This window comes from Streptomyces sp. RPT161, from assembly GCF_027533845.1.
Taxonomy (GTDB): Bacteria; Actinomycetota; Actinomycetes; order Streptomycetales; family Streptomycetaceae; genus Streptantibioticus_A; species Streptantibioticus_A silvisoli_A.
In genome coordinates, this window is the sequence record NZ_JAPZVN010000006.1 from 94,767 (window position 1) to 111,095 (window position 16,329).

General features: G+C 68.2%; 18 protein-coding genes and 1 pseudogene. 9 read left to right on the forward strand and 10 right to left on the reverse strand.

Annotated elements, in window-relative coordinates; all coding sequences use genetic code 11:
- Nucleotides 1–5 precede the first annotated feature (5 nt).
- Both O5O46_RS15100 and O5O46_RS15105 read left to right on the forward strand, forming a co-directional pair.
- Nucleotides 6–752, forward strand: coding sequence for an AzlC family ABC transporter permease (locus tag O5O46_RS15100; RefSeq protein WP_443072540.1), 747 nt, complete (start codon nt 6–8; stop codon nt 750–752).
- On the forward strand, nt 745–1,077 hold the full coding sequence (locus tag O5O46_RS15105; RefSeq protein WP_269855939.1) for a branched-chain amino acid transporter permease: 333 nt from the start codon (nt 745–747) through the stop codon (nt 1,075–1,077). Before O5O46_RS15100 ends, O5O46_RS15105 begins: the two co-directional genes overlap by 8 nt.
- A gap of 212 nt (nt 1,078–1,289) precedes the next feature.
- Here O5O46_RS15105 and O5O46_RS15110 read toward each other — a convergent pair whose 3' ends face one another.
- The gene (locus tag O5O46_RS15110; RefSeq protein ID WP_269855940.1) at nt 1,290–1,892 is read right to left on the reverse strand and encodes a GNAT family N-acetyltransferase; all 603 of its coding nucleotides are present in this window, start codon (nt 1,890–1,892) and stop codon (nt 1,290–1,292) included.
- Between the two features lie 324 nt (nt 1,893–2,216).
- On the opposite strand from O5O46_RS15110, the gene O5O46_RS15115 reads away from it, so the two are divergent.
- Nucleotides 2,217–4,013 (forward strand): coagulation factor 5/8 type domain-containing protein, encoded by a 1,797-nt coding sequence (locus O5O46_RS15115; protein ID WP_269855941.1) that lies wholly within the window; start codon nt 2,217–2,219, stop codon nt 4,011–4,013.
- A gap of 102 nt (nt 4,014–4,115) precedes the next feature.
- Here the strand turns inward: O5O46_RS15115 and O5O46_RS15120 are convergent, their stop codons facing one another.
- Nucleotides 4,116–4,613 carry an SRPBCC family protein gene (locus O5O46_RS15120; RefSeq protein WP_269855942.1) on the reverse strand — a complete coding sequence of 166 codons (498 nt, stop codon included), beginning with the start codon at nt 4,611–4,613 and terminating at the stop codon, nt 4,116–4,118.
- The gene (locus O5O46_RS15125) at nt 4,601–5,503 is read right to left on the reverse strand and encodes an RNA polymerase sigma-70 factor (protein ID WP_269855943.1); all 903 of its coding nucleotides are present in this window, start codon (nt 5,501–5,503) and stop codon (nt 4,601–4,603) included. Before O5O46_RS15125 ends, O5O46_RS15120 begins: the two co-directional genes overlap by 13 nt.
- Nucleotides 5,504–6,087: 584 nt before the next feature.
- On the opposite strand from O5O46_RS15125, the gene O5O46_RS15130 reads away from it, so the two are divergent.
- Nucleotides 6,088–7,098 carry an iron-containing redox enzyme family protein gene (locus O5O46_RS15130; RefSeq protein ID WP_269855944.1) on the forward strand — a complete coding sequence of 337 codons (1,011 nt, stop codon included), beginning with the start codon at nt 6,088–6,090 and terminating at the stop codon, nt 7,096–7,098.
- 19 nt (nt 7,099–7,117) lie between these two features.
- On the opposite strand, the gene O5O46_RS15135 is transcribed toward O5O46_RS15130, so the two are convergent.
- The 4 genes and pseudogenes from O5O46_RS15135 to O5O46_RS15145 form a co-directional block, all read right to left on the reverse strand.
- Nucleotides 7,118–7,357, reverse strand: a complete 240-nt coding sequence (locus O5O46_RS15135; RefSeq protein ID WP_269855945.1) for a CDGSH iron-sulfur domain-containing protein — start codon at nt 7,355–7,357, stop codon at nt 7,118–7,120.
- Nucleotides 7,338–8,000: a HemK2/MTQ2 family protein methyltransferase gene (locus O5O46_RS15140; protein WP_269855946.1), complete on the reverse strand. Its 663-nt coding sequence runs from the start codon at nt 7,998–8,000 to the stop codon at nt 7,338–7,340. The genes O5O46_RS15135 and O5O46_RS15140 overlap by 20 nt, the downstream gene beginning before the upstream one ends.
- 244 nt (nt 8,001–8,244) lie before the next feature.
- Nucleotides 8,245–8,670 (reverse strand): annotated as a pseudogene (locus O5O46_RS35480) (thiamine pyrophosphate-binding protein); the annotation flags it as partial.
- 109 nt (nt 8,671–8,779) lie between these two features.
- Nucleotides 8,780–8,950 carry a hydrophobic protein gene (locus O5O46_RS15145; protein ID WP_269855947.1) on the reverse strand — a complete coding sequence of 57 codons (171 nt, stop codon included), beginning with the start codon at nt 8,948–8,950 and terminating at the stop codon, nt 8,780–8,782.
- Between the two features lie 138 nt (nt 8,951–9,088).
- On the opposite strand from O5O46_RS15145, the gene O5O46_RS15150 reads away from it, so the two are divergent.
- The gene (locus O5O46_RS15150; protein WP_269855948.1) at nt 9,089–9,274 is read left to right on the forward strand and encodes a CsbD family protein; all 186 of its coding nucleotides are present in this window, start codon (nt 9,089–9,091) and stop codon (nt 9,272–9,274) included.
- Between the two features lie 245 nt (nt 9,275–9,519).
- Here O5O46_RS15150 and O5O46_RS15155 read toward each other — a convergent pair whose 3' ends face one another.
- Nucleotides 9,520–9,774, reverse strand: coding sequence for an immunoglobulin-like domain-containing protein (locus tag O5O46_RS15155; RefSeq protein ID WP_269855949.1), 255 nt, complete (start codon nt 9,772–9,774; stop codon nt 9,520–9,522).
- 163 nt (nt 9,775–9,937) lie between these two features.
- On the opposite strand from O5O46_RS15155, the gene O5O46_RS15160 reads away from it, so the two are divergent.
- Together O5O46_RS15160 and O5O46_RS15165 are read left to right on the forward strand one after the other, a co-directional pair.
- A complete protein-coding gene (locus tag O5O46_RS15160; RefSeq protein ID WP_269855950.1) occupies nt 9,938–10,858 on the forward strand; it encodes a patatin-like phospholipase family protein in 921 nt (306 codons plus the stop codon).
- Nucleotides 10,855–11,889 carry a 1-acyl-sn-glycerol-3-phosphate acyltransferase gene (locus tag O5O46_RS15165; protein ID WP_269855951.1) on the forward strand — a complete coding sequence of 345 codons (1,035 nt, stop codon included), beginning with the start codon at nt 10,855–10,857 and terminating at the stop codon, nt 11,887–11,889. The genes O5O46_RS15160 and O5O46_RS15165 overlap by 4 nt, the downstream gene beginning before the upstream one ends.
- Before the next feature lie 325 nt (nt 11,890–12,214).
- On the opposite strand, the gene O5O46_RS15170 is transcribed toward O5O46_RS15165, so the two are convergent.
- Nucleotides 12,215–12,556: a VOC family protein gene (locus tag O5O46_RS15170; RefSeq protein WP_269855952.1), complete on the reverse strand. Its 342-nt coding sequence runs from the start codon at nt 12,554–12,556 to the stop codon at nt 12,215–12,217.
- 541 nt (nt 12,557–13,097) lie between these two features.
- Here O5O46_RS15170 and O5O46_RS15175 point away from each other — a divergent pair.
- A complete protein-coding gene (locus tag O5O46_RS15175) occupies nt 13,098–13,541 on the forward strand; it encodes a hypothetical protein (protein ID WP_269855953.1) in 444 nt (147 codons plus the stop codon).
- Between the two features lie 354 nt (nt 13,542–13,895).
- Nucleotides 13,896–15,008, forward strand: coding sequence for an RICIN domain-containing protein (locus tag O5O46_RS15180; protein ID WP_269855954.1), 1,113 nt, complete (start codon nt 13,896–13,898; stop codon nt 15,006–15,008).
- 212 nt (nt 15,009–15,220) lie between these two features.
- On the opposite strand, the gene O5O46_RS15185 is transcribed toward O5O46_RS15180, so the two are convergent.
- On the reverse strand, nt 15,221–16,252 hold the full coding sequence (locus O5O46_RS15185; RefSeq protein ID WP_269856118.1) for a helix-turn-helix transcriptional regulator: 1,032 nt from the start codon (nt 16,250–16,252) through the stop codon (nt 15,221–15,223).
- Between the last annotated feature and the right edge of the window lie 77 nt (nt 16,253–16,329).

Consider the following 16,329-nt stretch of genomic DNA (forward strand, 5'->3'; position numbering starts at 1 on the left):
GCTCCATGAACGCACTTCCGGTCACCGTGGGCGGCCCCCCGCCTCCTGCCCCCGCCTCCCGGGCTCGAACGGCGGATGCCCTTGCCGCCTTCAAAGACTCCCGCTCCGTAGGGATGGCGTTGCTGCCACTCGGCCTTGCCTTCGGGGTGTTCGTCACCCACTCCGGCCTGGCCTGGTGGTGGGCGAGTGTGTTCACCACCGTCATCTACGCCGGATCGTTTGAATTCATGCTCGTCGGCATGGTCAGCGCGCTCGCGCCGCTGGGGGCGGTCGCGGTGACCGCCTTCCTCGTCAACGTCAGGCACGTCTTCTACGCGTTGTCCTTCCCCCTCGACCGCGTCCAGGGACGCCGTGCGAAGGCCTACAGCACCTTCGCCCTGACCGACGAGGCATACGCCCTGACGGTGAGTGAGCAGGCCCGCTCCTGGTCCAGCAGTCGCATTCTGTGGCTTCAGGCGTACATGCACCTGTACTGGGTCGGCGGCGGAACGGCGGGCGCACTGCTCGGCTCGCTGATACCCGACAGCGTCACCGGGCTGGACTTCGCCCTGACAGCCTTGTTCGCCGTCCTGGCGCTCGAAGCCATCAGGGACCGCCGCGGCGACCTGCCCACTCCCGTTCTGGCCCTGCTCGGCGCACTGGCTGCCCGCCTCCTGTTCCCCGGCCAGATGCTGCTGGTCGCCTTCACCTTGTTCACCGCCGGTCTCCTGGCCCGGCGCCTTGCCACCAGGAAGAAGTCAGCACATGCCTGAGACGCCCTACGTTCTCGCCGCGGTCGCCGTCTCCGCCGGCGTAACGTGGGCCCTCCGCGCCCTGCCTTTCGCGGCCCTGACCCCACTGCGCGCCAGTAGAACAGTCCACTACCTCAGCACCCGGATGCCCGCCGGGATCATGGTGATCATTCTCGTCTACTGCCTGCGCGACCTGCCGCTGACCAACCCCGTGCGTCTGTGCGCCCCGTTGCTGGCCCTGGCCGCCACTGTCGGCCTGCACCTGTGGCGCCGCAACGCTCTGCTCAGCATTCTCGGCGGCACCACCGTCCATGTGGCGCTGGCCAGTACCCTCCACCTCCACTGAACAGTACCGGCAGGGTCGCCGTGCCACACCCGGCAACAGCCGGCAGGTCGTGCTCGGCGAACAACTGCGGCACCTGCGGCGACGGTGTGCCACCCCCCGGCGATCAGCCCGCCGAACGGCGCTGTTCGCGGAGCGCCACTCGCCGCCTCGGTTCGGGACGACGCGTGCACCGGTGCTTCTCAACCGCTGGGCCGAGCCTTCCGGTTCAGCGGTCAGCCGCGGGCAAGGCGCTTCATAAGGTTGGCTTTTGCCGCTGGCCACTCGTCGGCGAGCATCGAGAAGTACACGCTGTCCCGCCAACTGCCGTCGGCTTGCAGCTTGTGGCGGCGCAGTACGCCCTCCTTGACCGCGCCCAAGCGGGCGATGGCTTGCTGGGATCGTTCGTTGCGGTGGTGGGTCTTCCACTGCACCCGCCCGTAGCCCAACTCCTCGAAAGCGTGGGTGAGTAGCAGGAGTTTGGTCTCGCTGTTGACGGCGGTGCGCCAGGCGGAGCGCACGTACCAGGTCCAGCCGATCTCCAGGCGCTCGTCCCGCTCTTCGATCTCCAGGTAGGTCGTCCAACCGAGAGGACGACCGGTGGCGCGGTCGATGACGGCGAACGGGACGAGTGCCCGGCGTTCGGCGTCCGCGAGCAGCTTCTCGGCGGTGGCCCGTAGATCGTCCGGCGTGCGGGGCGCGGGCACGGGCAGCCAGCGCCATATCTCCTCGTCGTCCGCGCCAGCCGTGAAAAGGCCGGCGACGTGGTGGAGGGTCAGCGGTTCCAGTCGGACGTGGCGACCTTCGAGCACGACCGCTGAAGGGGTCTTTGCGGGCATGATCGAACCCTAGACCGGCTTCGCACTAGGGGCAATTGGCTTTGTGTTATTGCAAAACCGGCACCGGCTGGGCCGCCTCCCGCAGGACGCCCCTTCGAGGGATCACCTCTTGAACGCAAGGGTGCTGCTGCTGGCACTTCGCATGCGGGAATAGTCATGACATGGCGGCAGAAAGGACGCGCACCTACATGCGAATTCCAGCCGTGCGCAAGGGATTTGGACTCCGACTCTTGACGTGACATTCATCGGGATGAAGCATTCATCGGCGACAGAGCGCTCCCCATCCCCCACGACGTTCACTTCCTGAACGAGGAGAGTCGCCCCATGCCTTCTGCCACCAACCCGTCCACGCGGCAGCCCGTAATGCGCCGCCGGGCCGTCATCGGTGCCGCGGCCGCCGCGGCTTCGGCCCCCGCCCTGCTTCGGCTGTCTTCGTCAGCGTCGGCCGCCCCTGTGCACAACGGCCCGCGCGCCCTGCCGGGCGGCGGCGATCTCGGCCCCAACGTCCTTGTCTTCGACCCGTCCACGCCCGGTATCCAGGCCAAGCTCGACGACGTCTTCAAACAGCAGGAGTCGGCGCAGTTCGGTACGGGACGCTACGCACTGCTGTTCAAACCCGGTACGTACAGCGGGCTCAAGGCCCAGATCGGTTTCTACACCTCCATCGCCGGCCTCGGGCTGTCACCCGACGACACCACCATCAACGGCGACGTCACGGTCGACGCAGGGTGGTTCAACGGCAACGCCACGCAGAACTTCTGGCGTTCCGCGGAGAACCTGGCCCTGGTCCCGGCCAACGGCACCGACCGCTGGGCCGTCGCGCAGGCGGCGCCATTCCGGCGCATGCACGTACGTGGCGGACTGAATCTGGCCCCCAGCGGCTACGGCTGGGCGAGCGGCGGCTACATCGCCGACTGCCGCATCGACGGCTCTGTGGGACCGTACTCACAGCAGCAGTGGTACACCCGCGACAGCGCGGTCGGAGGCTGGAACAACGCCGTGTGGAACATGGTGTTCTCCGGTGTCGAGGGTGCGCCCGCACAGAGCTTCCCCAACCCGCCCTATACCACGCTCGACGCCACCCCCGTCTCGCGTGAGAAGCCGTTCCTGTATCTCGACGGCAGCGAGTACCGGGTCTTCCTACCGGAGATGAGGACCAACGCCCGCGGCGTCACCTGGGGCAACGGCACGCCGCGGGGCACCTCGTTGCCGCTGTCCCAGTTCTACGTCGCCAAACCCGGCGTCGCCGCGGCCACCCTCAACCAGGCCCTCGCGCAAGGACTCCACCTCCTGCTCACCCCCGGGATCTACCACCTCGACCAGCCGATCCAGGTGCGCGGGGCCAACACCGTCGTGTTGGGACTCGGCTTCGCCACGCTCATCCCCGACAACGGCGTCACCGGACTGACCGTCGCCGATGTCGACGGGGTACGCCTCGCCGGATTCATCATCGAAGCAGGACCCGTAAACTCCGCCACCCTGTTGGAAGTTGGCCCGAAGGGCGCCTCCGCGGACCACTCCGCCAACCCGACCACCGTCCAGGACGTCTTCATCCGCATCGGTGGTACCGGTCCCGGTAAAGCCACCACCAGCATGGTGATCAACAACCATCACACCATCGTCGACCACACCTGGATCTGGCGTGCCGACCACGGCGACGGCGTCGGCTGGGACACCAACCGCGCCGACTACGGCATCCGCGTCAACGGCGACGACGTCCTGGCCACAGGGTTGTTCGTGGAGCACTTCAACAAGTACGACGTGCAGTGGTACGGGCAGCGTGGCCGCACCGTCTTCTTCCAGAACGAGAAGGCGTACGACGCCCCCAACCAGGCCGCCGTCCAGGACGGTTCGGCCAGGGGGTACGCCGCCTACAAGGTCGATGACGCGGTGACCGCGCACGAGGCGTGGGGGCTCGGCAGCTACTGCTACTACGACGTCGACCCGACCATCGTCCAGGACCACGGCTTCGCCGCCCCCAACACCCCGGGGGTGAGGTTCCACGACCTGCTGGTCGTATCCCTCGGCGGCAAGGGCCAGTTCGCCCACGTCATCAACGACACCGGGGCCGCCACCTCGGGCACCTCCACCGTTCCCTCCACCGTCGTCTCCTACCCGTAGACGGATGCAACGGCCAGGCGCGTAACGCCTACCGTGTCGCCATCGCGGGAGCGGTAGGCGTTACCGCGTCGCAGACGTGGTGTGCTCGAACCAGGCGGGGCGTCACTGAACGGCTGGTTGGTCACCCGGCGAGTCGACACGTCGGGGGCGGTCGGCCCGGTTGGCTGTGAGTGCTGTGTCGGCGGCGTCGAGGATCTTGCCGAAGACGTGGGTGATGACGGGTTGGGCGAGCACGCGCGTGATGGCCGCACCGAAGGGCAAGCGGACCTGGCAGGTGGTCGTCCACACGACCAGGGTCCCCCCGGCGACTTCGGTGAAGGTCATGCGGCCGAGCTCGTGCCGGGCGGGCGGGAAGCTGCGATCGACGACGTAGTCGAACTCGTGCGGCGGGTTGTAGGCGGTGATCCGTTCGCGGAACCAGCCGATCGTCCACGTGTGCACCCGTACGGCGCCCACGCCATAGGGCGCGCCCACGCCCGGCCGGGCCAGTCGTGCCCTGAGGACGGATGGCGTGCGGGTGTAGTTGGTGGTTGTGGCGCACCAGTCGAATACATCGGCCATCGGCGCTGCGATGACACGTCGTACCGTCACGGTTTCCATGTCCAGTCCTTCCTCCTGGTCAGATGGCGCGGGACGATGACGGCGCCCAGCTTCTCGGGATTGCGCACTGCGTACATGCCGTGGATCAACGTGTCGGCGATCTCGAAGACCACTACGGAGTCGAGCTGATCGCCCGAGCGGCACAGCACTGCGGGCAAGGCGTTGTAGCTTGCGAACTCGACCCGGGCGCCGAGCCCCGTTGTCCTGGCGACTCCCGCGACGAACCGCGCTACCTGCTCGCGCCCCCTGACCGGGCGGCGGGCGGCGGTGATCCGGCCCCCGCCGTCGGAGATGTGGACCACGCCCGGCGCCATCAGGCTCATCAGGGCTGTGACGTCGCCGGTGTTCGCCGCGCGCAGGAACCGGCCGACGATCTCGTCCGCCGTCCGTGGGTCGTGGTCGAAGCGCCTGCGCCGTGCTCGCACGTGCTCGCGCGCGCGGTGCGCGATCTGACGCGCCGCGGTCTCGGTCTTGCCGACCAGGTCGGCGACTTCACGATGCGAGTATCCGAACACCTCGCGCAGCACGAACACCGCGCGCTCATCAGGGCTCAGCGTCTCCAGTACCAGCAGCATCGCCATGGACACCGACTCCGCGAGATCGGCGTCCTCGCTCACGTCCGGCTCGGTGCGGACCGGTTCGGGAAGCCAGGGCCCGACGTAGTCCTCTCGCCGCCGCCGCGCCGCGCGCAGGTGGTTCAGCGCCTGCCGGGTGACCGTGCGCACCAGATAGGCGCGCGGATGCTCGATGTGCTCCTGCCGCACAGCGTGCCACCGGAGGTAACTGTCCTGCACCACATCCTCGGCGTCGGCGGCGCTGCCGAGAATCTCGTAGGCGATCGTGAACAGCAGCGGCCGACATTCGGCGAAGTCCCTTTCCTCGCTCAACATCCACCCCGCATGCTCATCACCCTCCTACGCGAACCAGGCTCCCCATGTAGACACCACTCGTCCCGGAATCGTGACACCTTCGCTGGTGACGCCCATCACATTCGGAAGTGAACTGCCAGCCACTGTCGGCCGGACCACGCCACTCCCGGCCAACTGCCGTGTAGAAGCGGCCATTGGGGAGTCGTGTCGACCGCGTTCGTGATCTGCGGTGGGTGACCCTCCGTGCGCTGGGCCGGAGAGCTTTCGGCTGCCCGTTGGCCATCTCGCGGCGGTCGTGCCACCGCCATCCCGCTTCGGCTCGCACGCCCGCTGGCGAGTGGGGGCGACCCCGTAGGGGCGGCTTGCGGGTGCGTCCGCATTGTGCCGCGTTACCGCCGGTAGTGGCTCGGCTGGCGGGCTCTACTGCGCCGGGCTCCCGCACACGGCGTCGGCCCTGCCTCGGTGGGGATGCCGGTCGCGGGTTGGGCCGCTCATCGTGGGCCTGCCTGTTGCTCAACCGGGTACACGTACCTTTGTGCGGGCCGGAAACGGAACTCCTAAAGTCGTGGCCACAAGGTGCTTCGCGGTGGCCGCAGGAGGGCGTCATGGGTGTTTCCCTTCGTGCTGAGGCCGGGGCGGTGGCCGCGCCGAAGGCACGTGGTGAGCTGTCCGAGGCGCTGTTCAGCGCCTGGCGGACGCAGGGCACGCTGCCGCGCCTGCCGGACCCCGCCCCTGGTGTGGACGCCTTCGGCGAGGACGTGCAGCTCGCGCTCTACGCGTGCTACGAACTGCACTACCGCGGCTTCGACAGGGTGCCGGCCGAACGTGAGTGGGATCCCGAGCTGCTCAGGTTCCGCGGTGCTCTGGAGTCCCGCTTCCTCGATGCCATGCGCGAGCACGTTGGCTCGCCCGCGGACCATCGTGAGCTGCTGGGGGAGCTGCTGACGGAGCCGCCCGACGGCACTGGAGCCTCGCACTTCCTGCTGAAGCAGGGCACGCTCGAACAGTTCCGCGAGTACGTGGTGCATCGCTCGGCCTACCACCTGAAGGAGGCTGACCCTCAGGCGTGGGTGATTCCCCGTCTGCGCGGGCACGCCAAGGCCGCGCTGGTGGCCATCGAGTTCGACGAGTACGGCGGGGGCCGTGGAGAGTGTCTGCACGCGCGGCTGTTTGCGGAGATGATGGACGCTCTCGGACTCGACCCCGCGTATGGCCGATACGAGGACTGGATTCCGGCTCCGGCGCTGGCTGTGGTCAACATGATGTCGCTGTTCGGCCTGCACCGTGCGTGGCGCGGGGCTCTGGTGGGGCAGTTCGCCACCGTGGAGGTGACTTCTTCGCCGGGGGCCGCGCGGCTGGCGGCCGCGCTGGAGCGACTGGGGATGGGCCCGGCGGGCCTCCGTTTCTACCGCGAGCACATCGAGGCCGACGCGGTGCACGAGCAGCTGGTGCGGCGGGAGGTGATCGATCCGTTGCTGGCCGACGAACCGCACCTGGCGCAACAGGTTGCCTTCGGGATCGCCGCCACCTGTTCGCTGGAAAAGCGGCTCGCCGACCACCTGCTCTCCGCCTGGCACCGCGGCCAGTCCTCGCTGCGGGCCCCACTGCCTGTGTGAGCCGCCTGACGACCGTCGATCAGGCTTTTCCCGGCGGTATGCGGTGCCGACGGTGGCTGGTGTCGCACCACGGCAGGATACGGCTGCGCCTGCACATGCACAGCGCCACCACCACTCGGTCGCTGCGCACGACCCGCCCGTCAGGCAACTCCACCTCGACCGGGCCGGGCAACAGCATCGGTCCGCACTCGTCGATCCGTATCCGCAACGGTTCCCGTGCCCTGCGGTCGCCGCCCGTCTCACTCTCGTGCGCGCTCACCGCGGATCACCACCAACTCCTCCTCGCGACTGCCTGGTTCGATCAGGCCGCGCTGTTCCAGCCAGGGTGCGCGTTCGTGCATCACCGGCCCGAACGGGATGCGGCGGCGCCGTACCACCCGGGTGGCCAGGCCCCAGGCCTGTAGCGCGGCGCACGTCGCGTCGGGGTTGGCCACGCGGGATTGGACCAGCATCACGCGTCCGCCGGGGAGCAGCAGGTCGGGGACGCAGGCGCAGATGCGGTCCAGCACGGCCCGGCCGTCCCAGCCGGCGTCCCACACCCGCGCCCGGCCGTGTCCCGCGGGCAGAGCCCGGCGCCCCGGCACATAGGGGGGATTGGCGATCACCACGTCATAGCGCCCCAGAGAGCGCCCCAACCCAGGGGCGAAGACATCCTCGCGGCGCACCTTCACCGGCACCCCGTTGAGTTGTGCGTTCAGGCGCGTCGACAGCACCGCGCGACGGGAGACGTCGACCGCGGTCACTCGCGCCCCTGCCCGGGCCAGGACCACCGCCAGCCCTCCGGATCCGGTACACAGCTCCAGCACGTTTCTGGCGGGCGGAGACTCCCGCAGGACCGCCCCGAGCAGCAGCAGCGAATCCTCCTGGACGGGGTAGACGCCCGGCAGTCTGACCACTCGCATACTCCATGGTCCGGGTGGTCGCGCCTGGGCCGCAACATGAGAGTGGCTTTCTCCGCCACAAGATCAGGGCCGTGATCCCATCGGGGCCGGGGAGCCGCGGCCCCGCCCGTCCGGGCTGCGAACGGACCGCTATGCCCCCAGCGGCGCATTGCCTGCCATCGATCATGAGGCCCGAAGCGCTCGACGCTGGACGCAGGACTCGCCCGCCCGCGAGTTCCTCGGCCGACGGCGCTACGAGCAGCGTCGTGGCGGGGCCGTTCTGCGCCGCGACAACGGCGATCGGGTGGGCGACGCGCGCATAGCCGTCCGCCATCGCGCCACCGGCGTTCTCCGTGCGGTATCCCATCTGTCGGATACCGCGCTCCTCGGCGGCCAGTAGGAAGGCGGCCGGCAGACTCTGACCGAACACCTCCCGGACTCCGTGCCGCACCATGGCGTCGGCGATGGCTTCGGCCGCTGTCCTGCGCAACGGGTCCTCCACGGGCGGTGTCGTTGCGGCGTGCACCAACGCTGTCGCGCATGGACTGACGGCGTCCAATATCAGCTTTCTCTCAGCGGTTGTCGCGCCTCGGGACGGTCGGGCGCGATGGCGCGTATGCGGCCCGGGCGCGTTGGGCGGGAGGTTGCGCGGTCCCCAGCTCGGACCCAACGCCCCCGGGTTGTAGGGCACTTACCCAGCGGGGCGAATGATGATCCGTGTGAAACCCTTTCGCCCTGGCATAGCGAAGCGGGCCCAGCCGCAATGGAGCGCCTGGGCCCGCTTCGCGGACGGGGTGCATTCACCATCGATACCAGCGGCTTCGACCCCCGGCGGCGTCCGTGGAGCGGACCAGGAAACCGAGCAGCCAGATGACCAGAACCGCTACCGCGACCCACCAGAGGATCTTTACGGCGAAGCCGACTCCGAAGAGGATCAGTGCCAGCAGAAGGACCAGAAGCAAGGGACCCATGATTATCAACCTCCTGACCCGCGTATGCCCTGCGGCATCAACTCCAATCCTGTCGGCGGCTGTTGTTTGCACCGTCGGTTCGCGGGCAGCAGGACGATTACTGCAACAGCATTAGAGAGACGCAAGGAGGCTTTTCCGATGAGTGCGGGCGAGAAGGCGAAGGCCAAGACCGAGCAGGCCAAGGGCGCTGCCAAGGAAGCGACCGGCAAGGTGTTGGGCAACGATCGCCTCGTGGCCGAAGGCGAGGCGGACAAGATGGCGGGCGATGCCCGAGAGACCAAGGAACACACGAAGGACGCCTTCAAGGACACGTTCAAGCGCTGATCCGCGGGCGGCTCTCAACGTGCTGGCGACCCCTCATTAATGAGGGGTCGCCAGCACGTTGAGAGCCGATTGGGCAACGTGTGATTTCCGCGTCCGTTTTCCTGCCCGGCATTTCACGGATGGGTAGCGGGAAGCGGGCCGCGCGAAGTCCGAATTATCAACCAGCCGAATCCACGAACCGAAAGATCCCGGAGCTCTGCCCGCAGGTACGGGGTGCTCGCTGCATGGTTGCCGCAGTGCGGCTGTCAGCAGACGGTCACCTGCACGATGCGTTCGGCGCTCACACCGCGGGCGTTCTCCACGAAGAAGGCCACCTGATAGGTGCCCGGCCGCGATGTGTCGACGTTGGAGTCCTTCACCAGGGCCACGCTGGTGATGTCTCCCTCTTCGGCGTCCGTCGCCCTGAGCCCGATCTCGGGCCAGTAGAGGGGGTTGAAGTCGGCCCCGAGCGAGACGCTCACGTCGTTCGCGGTGATCTCGGGCGCGTGATCAGTCGCCATGAGACTCCTCCGTTCGCTGGACCGCACGGGCTCGCTGCCTTCGTCGTCGAGTGCTCAGGTACTGCCCAGGGCGCGGTGATGTATGCACCCTGGATCACTGCCCGGGCTCGTGCCAGCGGAAGCCGGTGGACTGCGGAACCGTCACCGGGGGCACATTCGGTTCATGAACGACAGCCGAGAACCAGGTGCTCAGCAGGCCGATGCGGCGCGCAGCGGCCCATCCGGCGACCAGCCGTCGACACACGCTCGCGCCTTCGTACTCGGTGGCGGGGGAGCACTGGGAGCACACGAAGTGGGGATGCTGAAAGCGCTGCTGGAGTTCGGACTGCGCCCCGACCTGGTGGTGGGAACGTCCGTGGGTGCCATCAACGGCGTCGTTGTGGCCGCCGACCCTACGTGTGCCGCAGTGGACCGGTTGGCCGAACTGTGGTCGGAACTGGGGCACGCGGGCGTCTTCTCCGGCTCGCTGCTGGAGCGGATCGGCACCGTGGTACGCAGCGGTACCCACCTCCACTCCGCCGAGCCGCTGCGCGAACTGCTGAAGGCCCACCTTGCCGTGGATCGGGTCGAGGACCTCGCGGTGCCGTTCCAGTGCGTGGCGTCGAGCATCGAACGCGCCGCGGAGCACTGGTTCGCCGAGGGACCGCTGGTCGAAGCCGTCCTCGCCTCCTGCGCGGTGCCGGGGCTGTTGCCTCCGGTGCGCGTGGGCGACGAGCACTACTTGGACGGCGGCCTGGTCAACAGCATTCCCGTCGGGCGCGCGGTGGCCCTCGGCGCCCGTGAGATCTACGTGCTCCAGGTCGGCCGCGTCGAGTCCCCGCTCAGCCCCCCGCGACTGCCCTGGCAGGTCGCGATGGTCTCGTTCGAGATCGCGCGCCGCCACCGCTTCGCACGGGACATGGCCGACCTGCCGCCCGACGTGACCGTGCATGTGCTTCCCAGCAGCGCTCCCACCGCAGAGCCGCGCGGGACGCTTCGGCAACTGCGGTACAAGACGTTCAACCAGACCGCGGAGCGCATCGACCGCGCCTACTCCGCGTCGTGCCGCTACCTGAGCGAATTGCGCCTCGGCGAGGGGCGATGAGCGGCGCACGGGACGACGGCCCTGTCAGAGCCGTCACCGCCGGGGTCCTGACCGGGGCGCGCCGGATCCTCACCGTCCCCCTGACGGCGTGTCTGGTGCCCGTTGCCGCCGTCTTGCTGCTGGTGGTCACTGTGCTCAGCGCGCCCGTCTCGGCGCTGCGTCATGGTCGCTGGCGGCTCGTCAGGATCTGTGGCTTCGCCCTGTTCTACCTTGTGGTGGACCTGTTCGGGCTGATGGCGGCCGCGTTGGTGTGGCTGCGGTACGCGCCCGGAACGCGCGACGCGGCAAGGCGGCGCACGGCGACCACCTTCGCCTTGTTGGATCGTCTGCTGCGGGTGCTGACGCGGGCCGCGGGCCCGGTGTTCGGGCTGAGGGTGCGGGTGACGCCTGCCGTACCGCGCGTCGCGGGCACCGGTGCGCCGGTGGTCGTTCTGGTGCGGCACGCCGGGCCTGGCGACTCGTTTCTGCTGCTCCACGTGTTGCTCGACCGAGCCGGGCTGCGCCCGCACACCGTCCTCAAGCGGATGCTGCGGTTCGACCCCTGTCTGGACGTGATCATCGGACGGCTGCCGCACTGCTTCCTACCCGCGCGCCGAGGGAGGACCGCGGCGGACGCGGTGGGCAAGCTGGCGAGCGGGCTGCGTTCCGGTGATGCGCTTGTGCTCTTCCCCGAAGGGGGGAACTACACCGAGCGGCGGCACCGCAGGGCCGTCGCGTCGCTGCGGCGGCACGGCAAGGTCCGAACTGCCGCACGGGCGGCACGCATGCGTCACGTCCTACCGCCGCACGCTGGCGGCGCCCTCGCGGCACTGGCTGCGGCGCCCGGAGCGGACGTTGTCTTCGTCGCCCACACAGGCCTCGACGCCATCGACTCGCTGCCCACGTTGTGGGAGGGCATACCACTACGCGAACCGGTCCGCGCCCACTGGTGGCGGGTTCCGGCCGCCGAGGTCCCCGAGGGGGACGCCGCGCGCGAGGAGTGGTTGCTCGCCCAGTGGGCCAAGGTCGACCGCTGGATCGCCGACCACTGAACGGAGTGCTCGCCGAGATGGCTGGCCCGGTGCCGAGTGCTTCGGTCGACGTGCGGTGCCAACCGAAGCACTCAGCGAAGTGGCCGGGGAAGGCCGCGAAGTCACGCAGTCCTGCTTCGCGATTGCTTCCTGTAGTTCGATGACCATGCTGTCCGGGCCTTCGGGGCACGCCAAGGTCACCTTGCGGCGCGGGCCGACCCTGCGGTGTCCGGCATCCTCCGACCGTCCCGCAAGCGCTTGGTGGTTGGGCAAACAGTCGTCCATCGGCCCGCGGTGCAGGCTGCCCGCTCCAACTCGGACGGCTCTCCCCAACGACTGGTTGCGGTCAGAGTGGAGCGCCGCCGAATCCGAACTCGTTGCCGTCCGGATCGCGGTACGTGATCTTGCGCACGCCTTCCGTGTAGGTCTCGCGCTTCGTGGACTCCAGTCCCCGGTCAGCGATCTGGGCGACGAGGGTGTCGAGGTTTTCGACGAAAACGGTGTGCATGGCGTTTCCGGCCTGCGCGGGCCGCTGCACGATGTACACGTACCGGTGTTCCGCGAGTTCCCACACGGCTTCCGCGTCATGCGGGAAGAACGCGGGCGGCGAGCCGAGGAGCCGTTCGTACCAAGCCAGCGCCGCCGCGAAGTCACTGACCGGGATGCCTGCGAAGAGGTCGAGGGCCATACCGACATGGTAGGGCTGGCAACTTCGTGAATCGGTGCCCGAGCAGCAGCCGTGATGCGGCAGCCTCACTTGTCTACCCGAAGACATCTCACCGGGGCCGAGGACGCGAACAACCGGTACCGCGGCCGCCGTTCCTCGGGCCGACAACCGGCCGTAGCTCCGACACTGCGTGCGCGGGCGAGCATGTGCTTCCCATCAGCCATGGCTGCCGTGCCGCCTCACCAGCTCTGTGTGCCCAGCCGATCCGTCGGCGACTGGCCCGCGCCCGGGTCCGCACCCCCCAGCGGCGACTGTCGGGACAGTTGGCCTCGCCTTACCCGTATGCCCACGCCGATGCGACCTCCGCGAAGTCCGGGTTGGCGAGCGCACACGGTTCGGACCCACAGCAGGGGGTAGGCGCAGCTGCCACCGCTGACCGAGCGGTCGGAACGTAACGTAGGGAGAGATCATGCGGCTGCTGGCCCAGGGGCGAAGCAGTAGTGGGTTGTCCCGGGCGGGGCACGAGCTGTCACGGCGGCTGCGAAGCGCGTACCGCGATCACGTGGGACCGGCTGAGCGCTCTGTGCTGGTGGCATGGTCGACGTTCACCACGACCTTCACCGCCACACGTGCTGTCACCCACTGGATCCGGGACGGACACGGCCCGGCCAGCGGAGGGATCACTGTCGGAGGACGACACTTCCACCACTACAACATCGGCATCGCCCTGCTCAGCGCAGTAGGCGCGGTGGCTCTGCGCGGACAGGAACGACACCGTCGGCACCCCGTGACCGCGATGGCGTACGGCGCGGCCAACGCACTCATCGTGGACGAACTGATGCTGCTGCTCGACCTGAAGGACGTGTACTGGGCCAAAGACGGCCGCACCAGCGTGGATGTCGCCGTCGGCCTGATCGGAGTCGGCGGCATCTACCTGGCTGCGACCCCGTTCTGGCACCGCGCCGCACGTGAGCTGGCTTCAACAGCCGTCCACCGCCCGGCCTAGGGACTGTCTGACAGGTCGGTGACGAGCCCCGGCGCGGCTCGTTCGGGGCAGCGTGGGGCGGGCGATGAAGAGTGGGATCGGCTGCAGCCGCACTTGCCGAAGAGCGTTGGTCGGGACAGGCGGTGGAAGTGTCATCGAACGGTGGTTAACGGTTCGGCTCTGGCTCCGCTCATGAACCGCCGGACACTCCGTAGCAGTGGCCTGGAATGAGTCCTAGACGCCCCACCTGCTCAGTGGTTGGCTCATCTCTGCCCCAATCGCTGCATTCAGTGACGCAATACCGCGTACGCCGTGATCAGTGCTGCCCGTGCAGCGGGCCGGGTTTCGTCCTCCGCGAGTGAAAGGGTGGCCGTAATGCCGCAGATCCCAGCTGGCCGGTCCTACCGGCTCAAGAACAAGCGCAGCGATCTGTACATGAACGTCAGGGCGTACAGCCACGACGAGTCCATGGAACTCCAGCTGTGGCACCTCCAGCCCCAGTCCGACCGCAACCGGGCGAGCCAGATCTGGCATGTCTTCCCGCTCGACTTCGGCATGTACCTGCTGGCCAACAAGGCCAGCGGCCTCGTGGCGAACATCGGCGCGAACCAGACCGACCCGGGGTGGCACCTGGAACAATTCCACCTTCAGCCGCTGAGCGACCGTCCCGCCCAGCGATGGCTGTTGCACGACGTGACCGGCGGGGCCGTCCAGATCATCAACGACAAGAGCCAGTTACTGGTACAGCCCTGGAGCCACAGCACCCAGGCAGGAACACCGCTCCAGCAGTGGACCCTGGCCAGCGGCGTCGATGCCGCCTCTCAGCACTGGCTCTTCGAGGCCGAGGACGAGTACAAGCCCATCCTCGACCTGCCCGACATCACCTACCCCGGCATCGGCGACATCCACCGGATGACCGACTACAAGCCGACCACCTCCGACAAGACCCAGCCGGTGCAGGTCGGGGCGATGGCGTATCCCTTCCCGCTGGTCAAGGACCCAGCCTACGACCGCAAGCGCCAAGCTCAGGAGAACCCCTACTACATCCTGCGCCGGTACGGCTTCTGGGAGCGGGTCTACTCCTACGAGCACGGCGGCGCCTCGGACTACACCCACACCGAGAAGACGACGGTGGGCCTGACGACCACCGATTCCAAGACCATCGAAGACACCACCAGCATTTCGGTCACGGCCGAGGCGAGCTTCGGGTTCAAGGGCTTCGGCGCATCGCTGAGCGCGACCATCAGCCGCGAGCTGAAGGTGACCACCACCCACGAAGAGGTCAAAGAGCACAAGAAGGAAGTCACCATCGAGCGGAAGTACTTCGCCGGGAAGCGGGTGACCGAGGGCATCTGGTACCGCAGCGACAAGTACGTCCTCGAGCGCCTCAACGGGACCAAGGTCCTCGAATGGACCACGCGCGACCCCAACACCTCCATCGCCGACGCGTGGCCCCGCCCCGCCGTGAAGGCCCCCGAACAGCACTGACGCGCACCGTCCAATCCTCCCGGCTTTCCCATGCGGCAGGACTTGCTGTGGGAAAGCCGACTGAGAGGACGGCGAAGGTTCAGCGAGCCGGTCACGCTGGCCCTCGCCGTCCGCCGCCACCACCTCGCCCACCAGGCGTGGGTGGGAAAAATACACCCATGCAGGTCAAACGGTCGTGTGCGCGAGTGGGGATACGCGTTCATGGCGGGTTATCAACGCGATTCGTCATTCGTGCTCGCGTACTGAGCGAGGTGTTGCGCCAAGTCGGCTATGTGGCCTCGCAGTTCGGCTGGCCGCTCGACAACGAAGGGACGGTTCAGCGCGGCTAGCAACGGTGGGATCCACTCCAGCCGTTCGGCGCGGAGTCGAATACGGAACCAACTCTCACCCGGGCTCGGCTCGTTGCTGTCTTCCGGCTGCGTGCGCGTTTGCGACGTCGGACGGACCTCGTCGACGATCGCGATCCCTTCCGGGAACCGGGTCCGGATGTGATCGCGGGTTGCTTGGACGCGAAGGCTGACGTCGTGCGTCCACGGGGTCTCGGCGAGACCGGCCAGGACATGCGCTTGGGCGTCGAAGTCCTTTGGCTGGTCGAACGAACTGGACAGCGTACGCACGTGCTCTATCCGATCCACCCGGAACGTCCGGACCTCTCCGCTGGTCGAATCGGCGCCGGTGGCATACCACCGCCCGGAGTGGGCGACGAGGCCGTAGGGGTGAAGTACCCGTTGGCTGCGTCTGCCGTCGCGTGCGCAGTACCAGATCTCGGTTGGGTGCCGATCCCAAGCGGCCTCGGCAAGGGTCAGTAGAACACGCCCGCCCGGCCCGGCGGCGGCATCGTCGGTCGGCGTGGTGAACTGCGCCGTCGCGAGCAGCGCGTCCAGGCGTCGACCGAGCGGTTGCGGCAGCACACGACGGAGCTCGGCGGTTGCGGCGTCGGCAGCCGCGGCTGACGTCGTGGAGAGCCCGGCCCGTCGCACGGTCATCAAGCCGAGCAACGTGGCCAGTGCCTCGTCGTCGGTCAGCATCAGCGGGGGGATTCGGTACCCACGGGCGAGCCGGTAGCCCCCGTACCGTCCCCGCACCGACTCAACGGGCACGTCGAGGTCGGCCAGGTGGTCGACGTATCGCCGGACCGTTCGCGCGTCCACGCCCAGTCGGTCGGCGAGATCGGCGACAGGGTGGACGCCGCCTGACTGGAGGATTTCCAGGAGTGCGAGCACCCGAGCAGTAGGACGACTCATGCCTACGATTTTCTCCTGAATACCGGGCGGTTTCTGTCCGGTATCCGCCGTACGGTCTGCCTCATGACACAACAGAT

What these genes read in the sequence shown, in the direction of transcription:
- O5O46_RS15185 (WP_269856118.1), bottom strand. Translation starts at nt 16,252, where the DNA reads ATGAGTCGTCCTACTGCTCGGGTGCTCGCACTCCTGGAAATCCTCCAG.
- O5O46_RS15105 (WP_269855939.1), top strand. Translation starts at nt 745, where the DNA reads ATGCCTGAGACGCCCTACGTTCTCGCCGCGGTCGCCGTCTCCGCCGGC.
- O5O46_RS15115 (WP_269855941.1), top strand. Translation starts at nt 2,217, where the DNA reads ATGCCTTCTGCCACCAACCCGTCCACGCGGCAGCCCGTAATGCGCCGC.
- O5O46_RS15140 (WP_269855946.1), bottom strand. Translation starts at nt 8,000, where the DNA reads ATGCGAGTGGTCAGACTGCCGGGCGTCTACCCCGTCCAGGAGGATTCG.
- O5O46_RS15125 (WP_269855943.1), bottom strand. Translation starts at nt 5,503, where the DNA reads ATGTTGAGCGAGGAAAGGGACTTCGCCGAATGTCGGCCGCTGCTGTTC.
- O5O46_RS15180 (WP_269855954.1), top strand. Translation starts at nt 13,896, where the DNA reads ATGCCGCAGATCCCAGCTGGCCGGTCCTACCGGCTCAAGAACAAGCGC.
- O5O46_RS15155 (WP_269855949.1), bottom strand. Translation starts at nt 9,774, where the DNA reads ATGGCGACTGATCACGCGCCCGAGATCACCGCGAACGACGTGAGCGTC.
- O5O46_RS15130 (WP_269855944.1), top strand. Translation starts at nt 6,088, where the DNA reads ATGGGTGTTTCCCTTCGTGCTGAGGCCGGGGCGGTGGCCGCGCCGAAG.
- O5O46_RS15160 (WP_269855950.1), top strand. Translation starts at nt 9,938, where the DNA reads ATGAACGACAGCCGAGAACCAGGTGCTCAGCAGGCCGATGCGGCGCGC.
- O5O46_RS15100 (WP_443072540.1), top strand. Translation starts at nt 6, where the DNA reads ATGAACGCACTTCCGGTCACCGTGGGCGGCCCCCCGCCTCCTGCCCCC.
- O5O46_RS15165 (WP_269855951.1), top strand. Translation starts at nt 10,855, where the DNA reads ATGAGCGGCGCACGGGACGACGGCCCTGTCAGAGCCGTCACCGCCGGG.
- O5O46_RS15170 (WP_269855952.1), bottom strand. Translation starts at nt 12,556, where the DNA reads ATGGCCCTCGACCTCTTCGCAGGCATCCCGGTCAGTGACTTCGCGGCG.
- O5O46_RS15150 (WP_269855948.1), top strand. Translation starts at nt 9,089, where the DNA reads ATGAGTGCGGGCGAGAAGGCGAAGGCCAAGACCGAGCAGGCCAAGGGC.
- O5O46_RS15120 (WP_269855942.1), bottom strand. Translation starts at nt 4,613, where the DNA reads ATGGAAACCGTGACGGTACGACGTGTCATCGCAGCGCCGATGGCCGAT.
- O5O46_RS15110 (WP_269855940.1), bottom strand. Translation starts at nt 1,892, where the DNA reads ATGCCCGCAAAGACCCCTTCAGCGGTCGTGCTCGAAGGTCGCCACGTC.
- O5O46_RS15145 (WP_269855947.1), bottom strand. Translation starts at nt 8,950, where the DNA reads ATGGGTCCCTTGCTTCTGGTCCTTCTGCTGGCACTGATCCTCTTCGGA.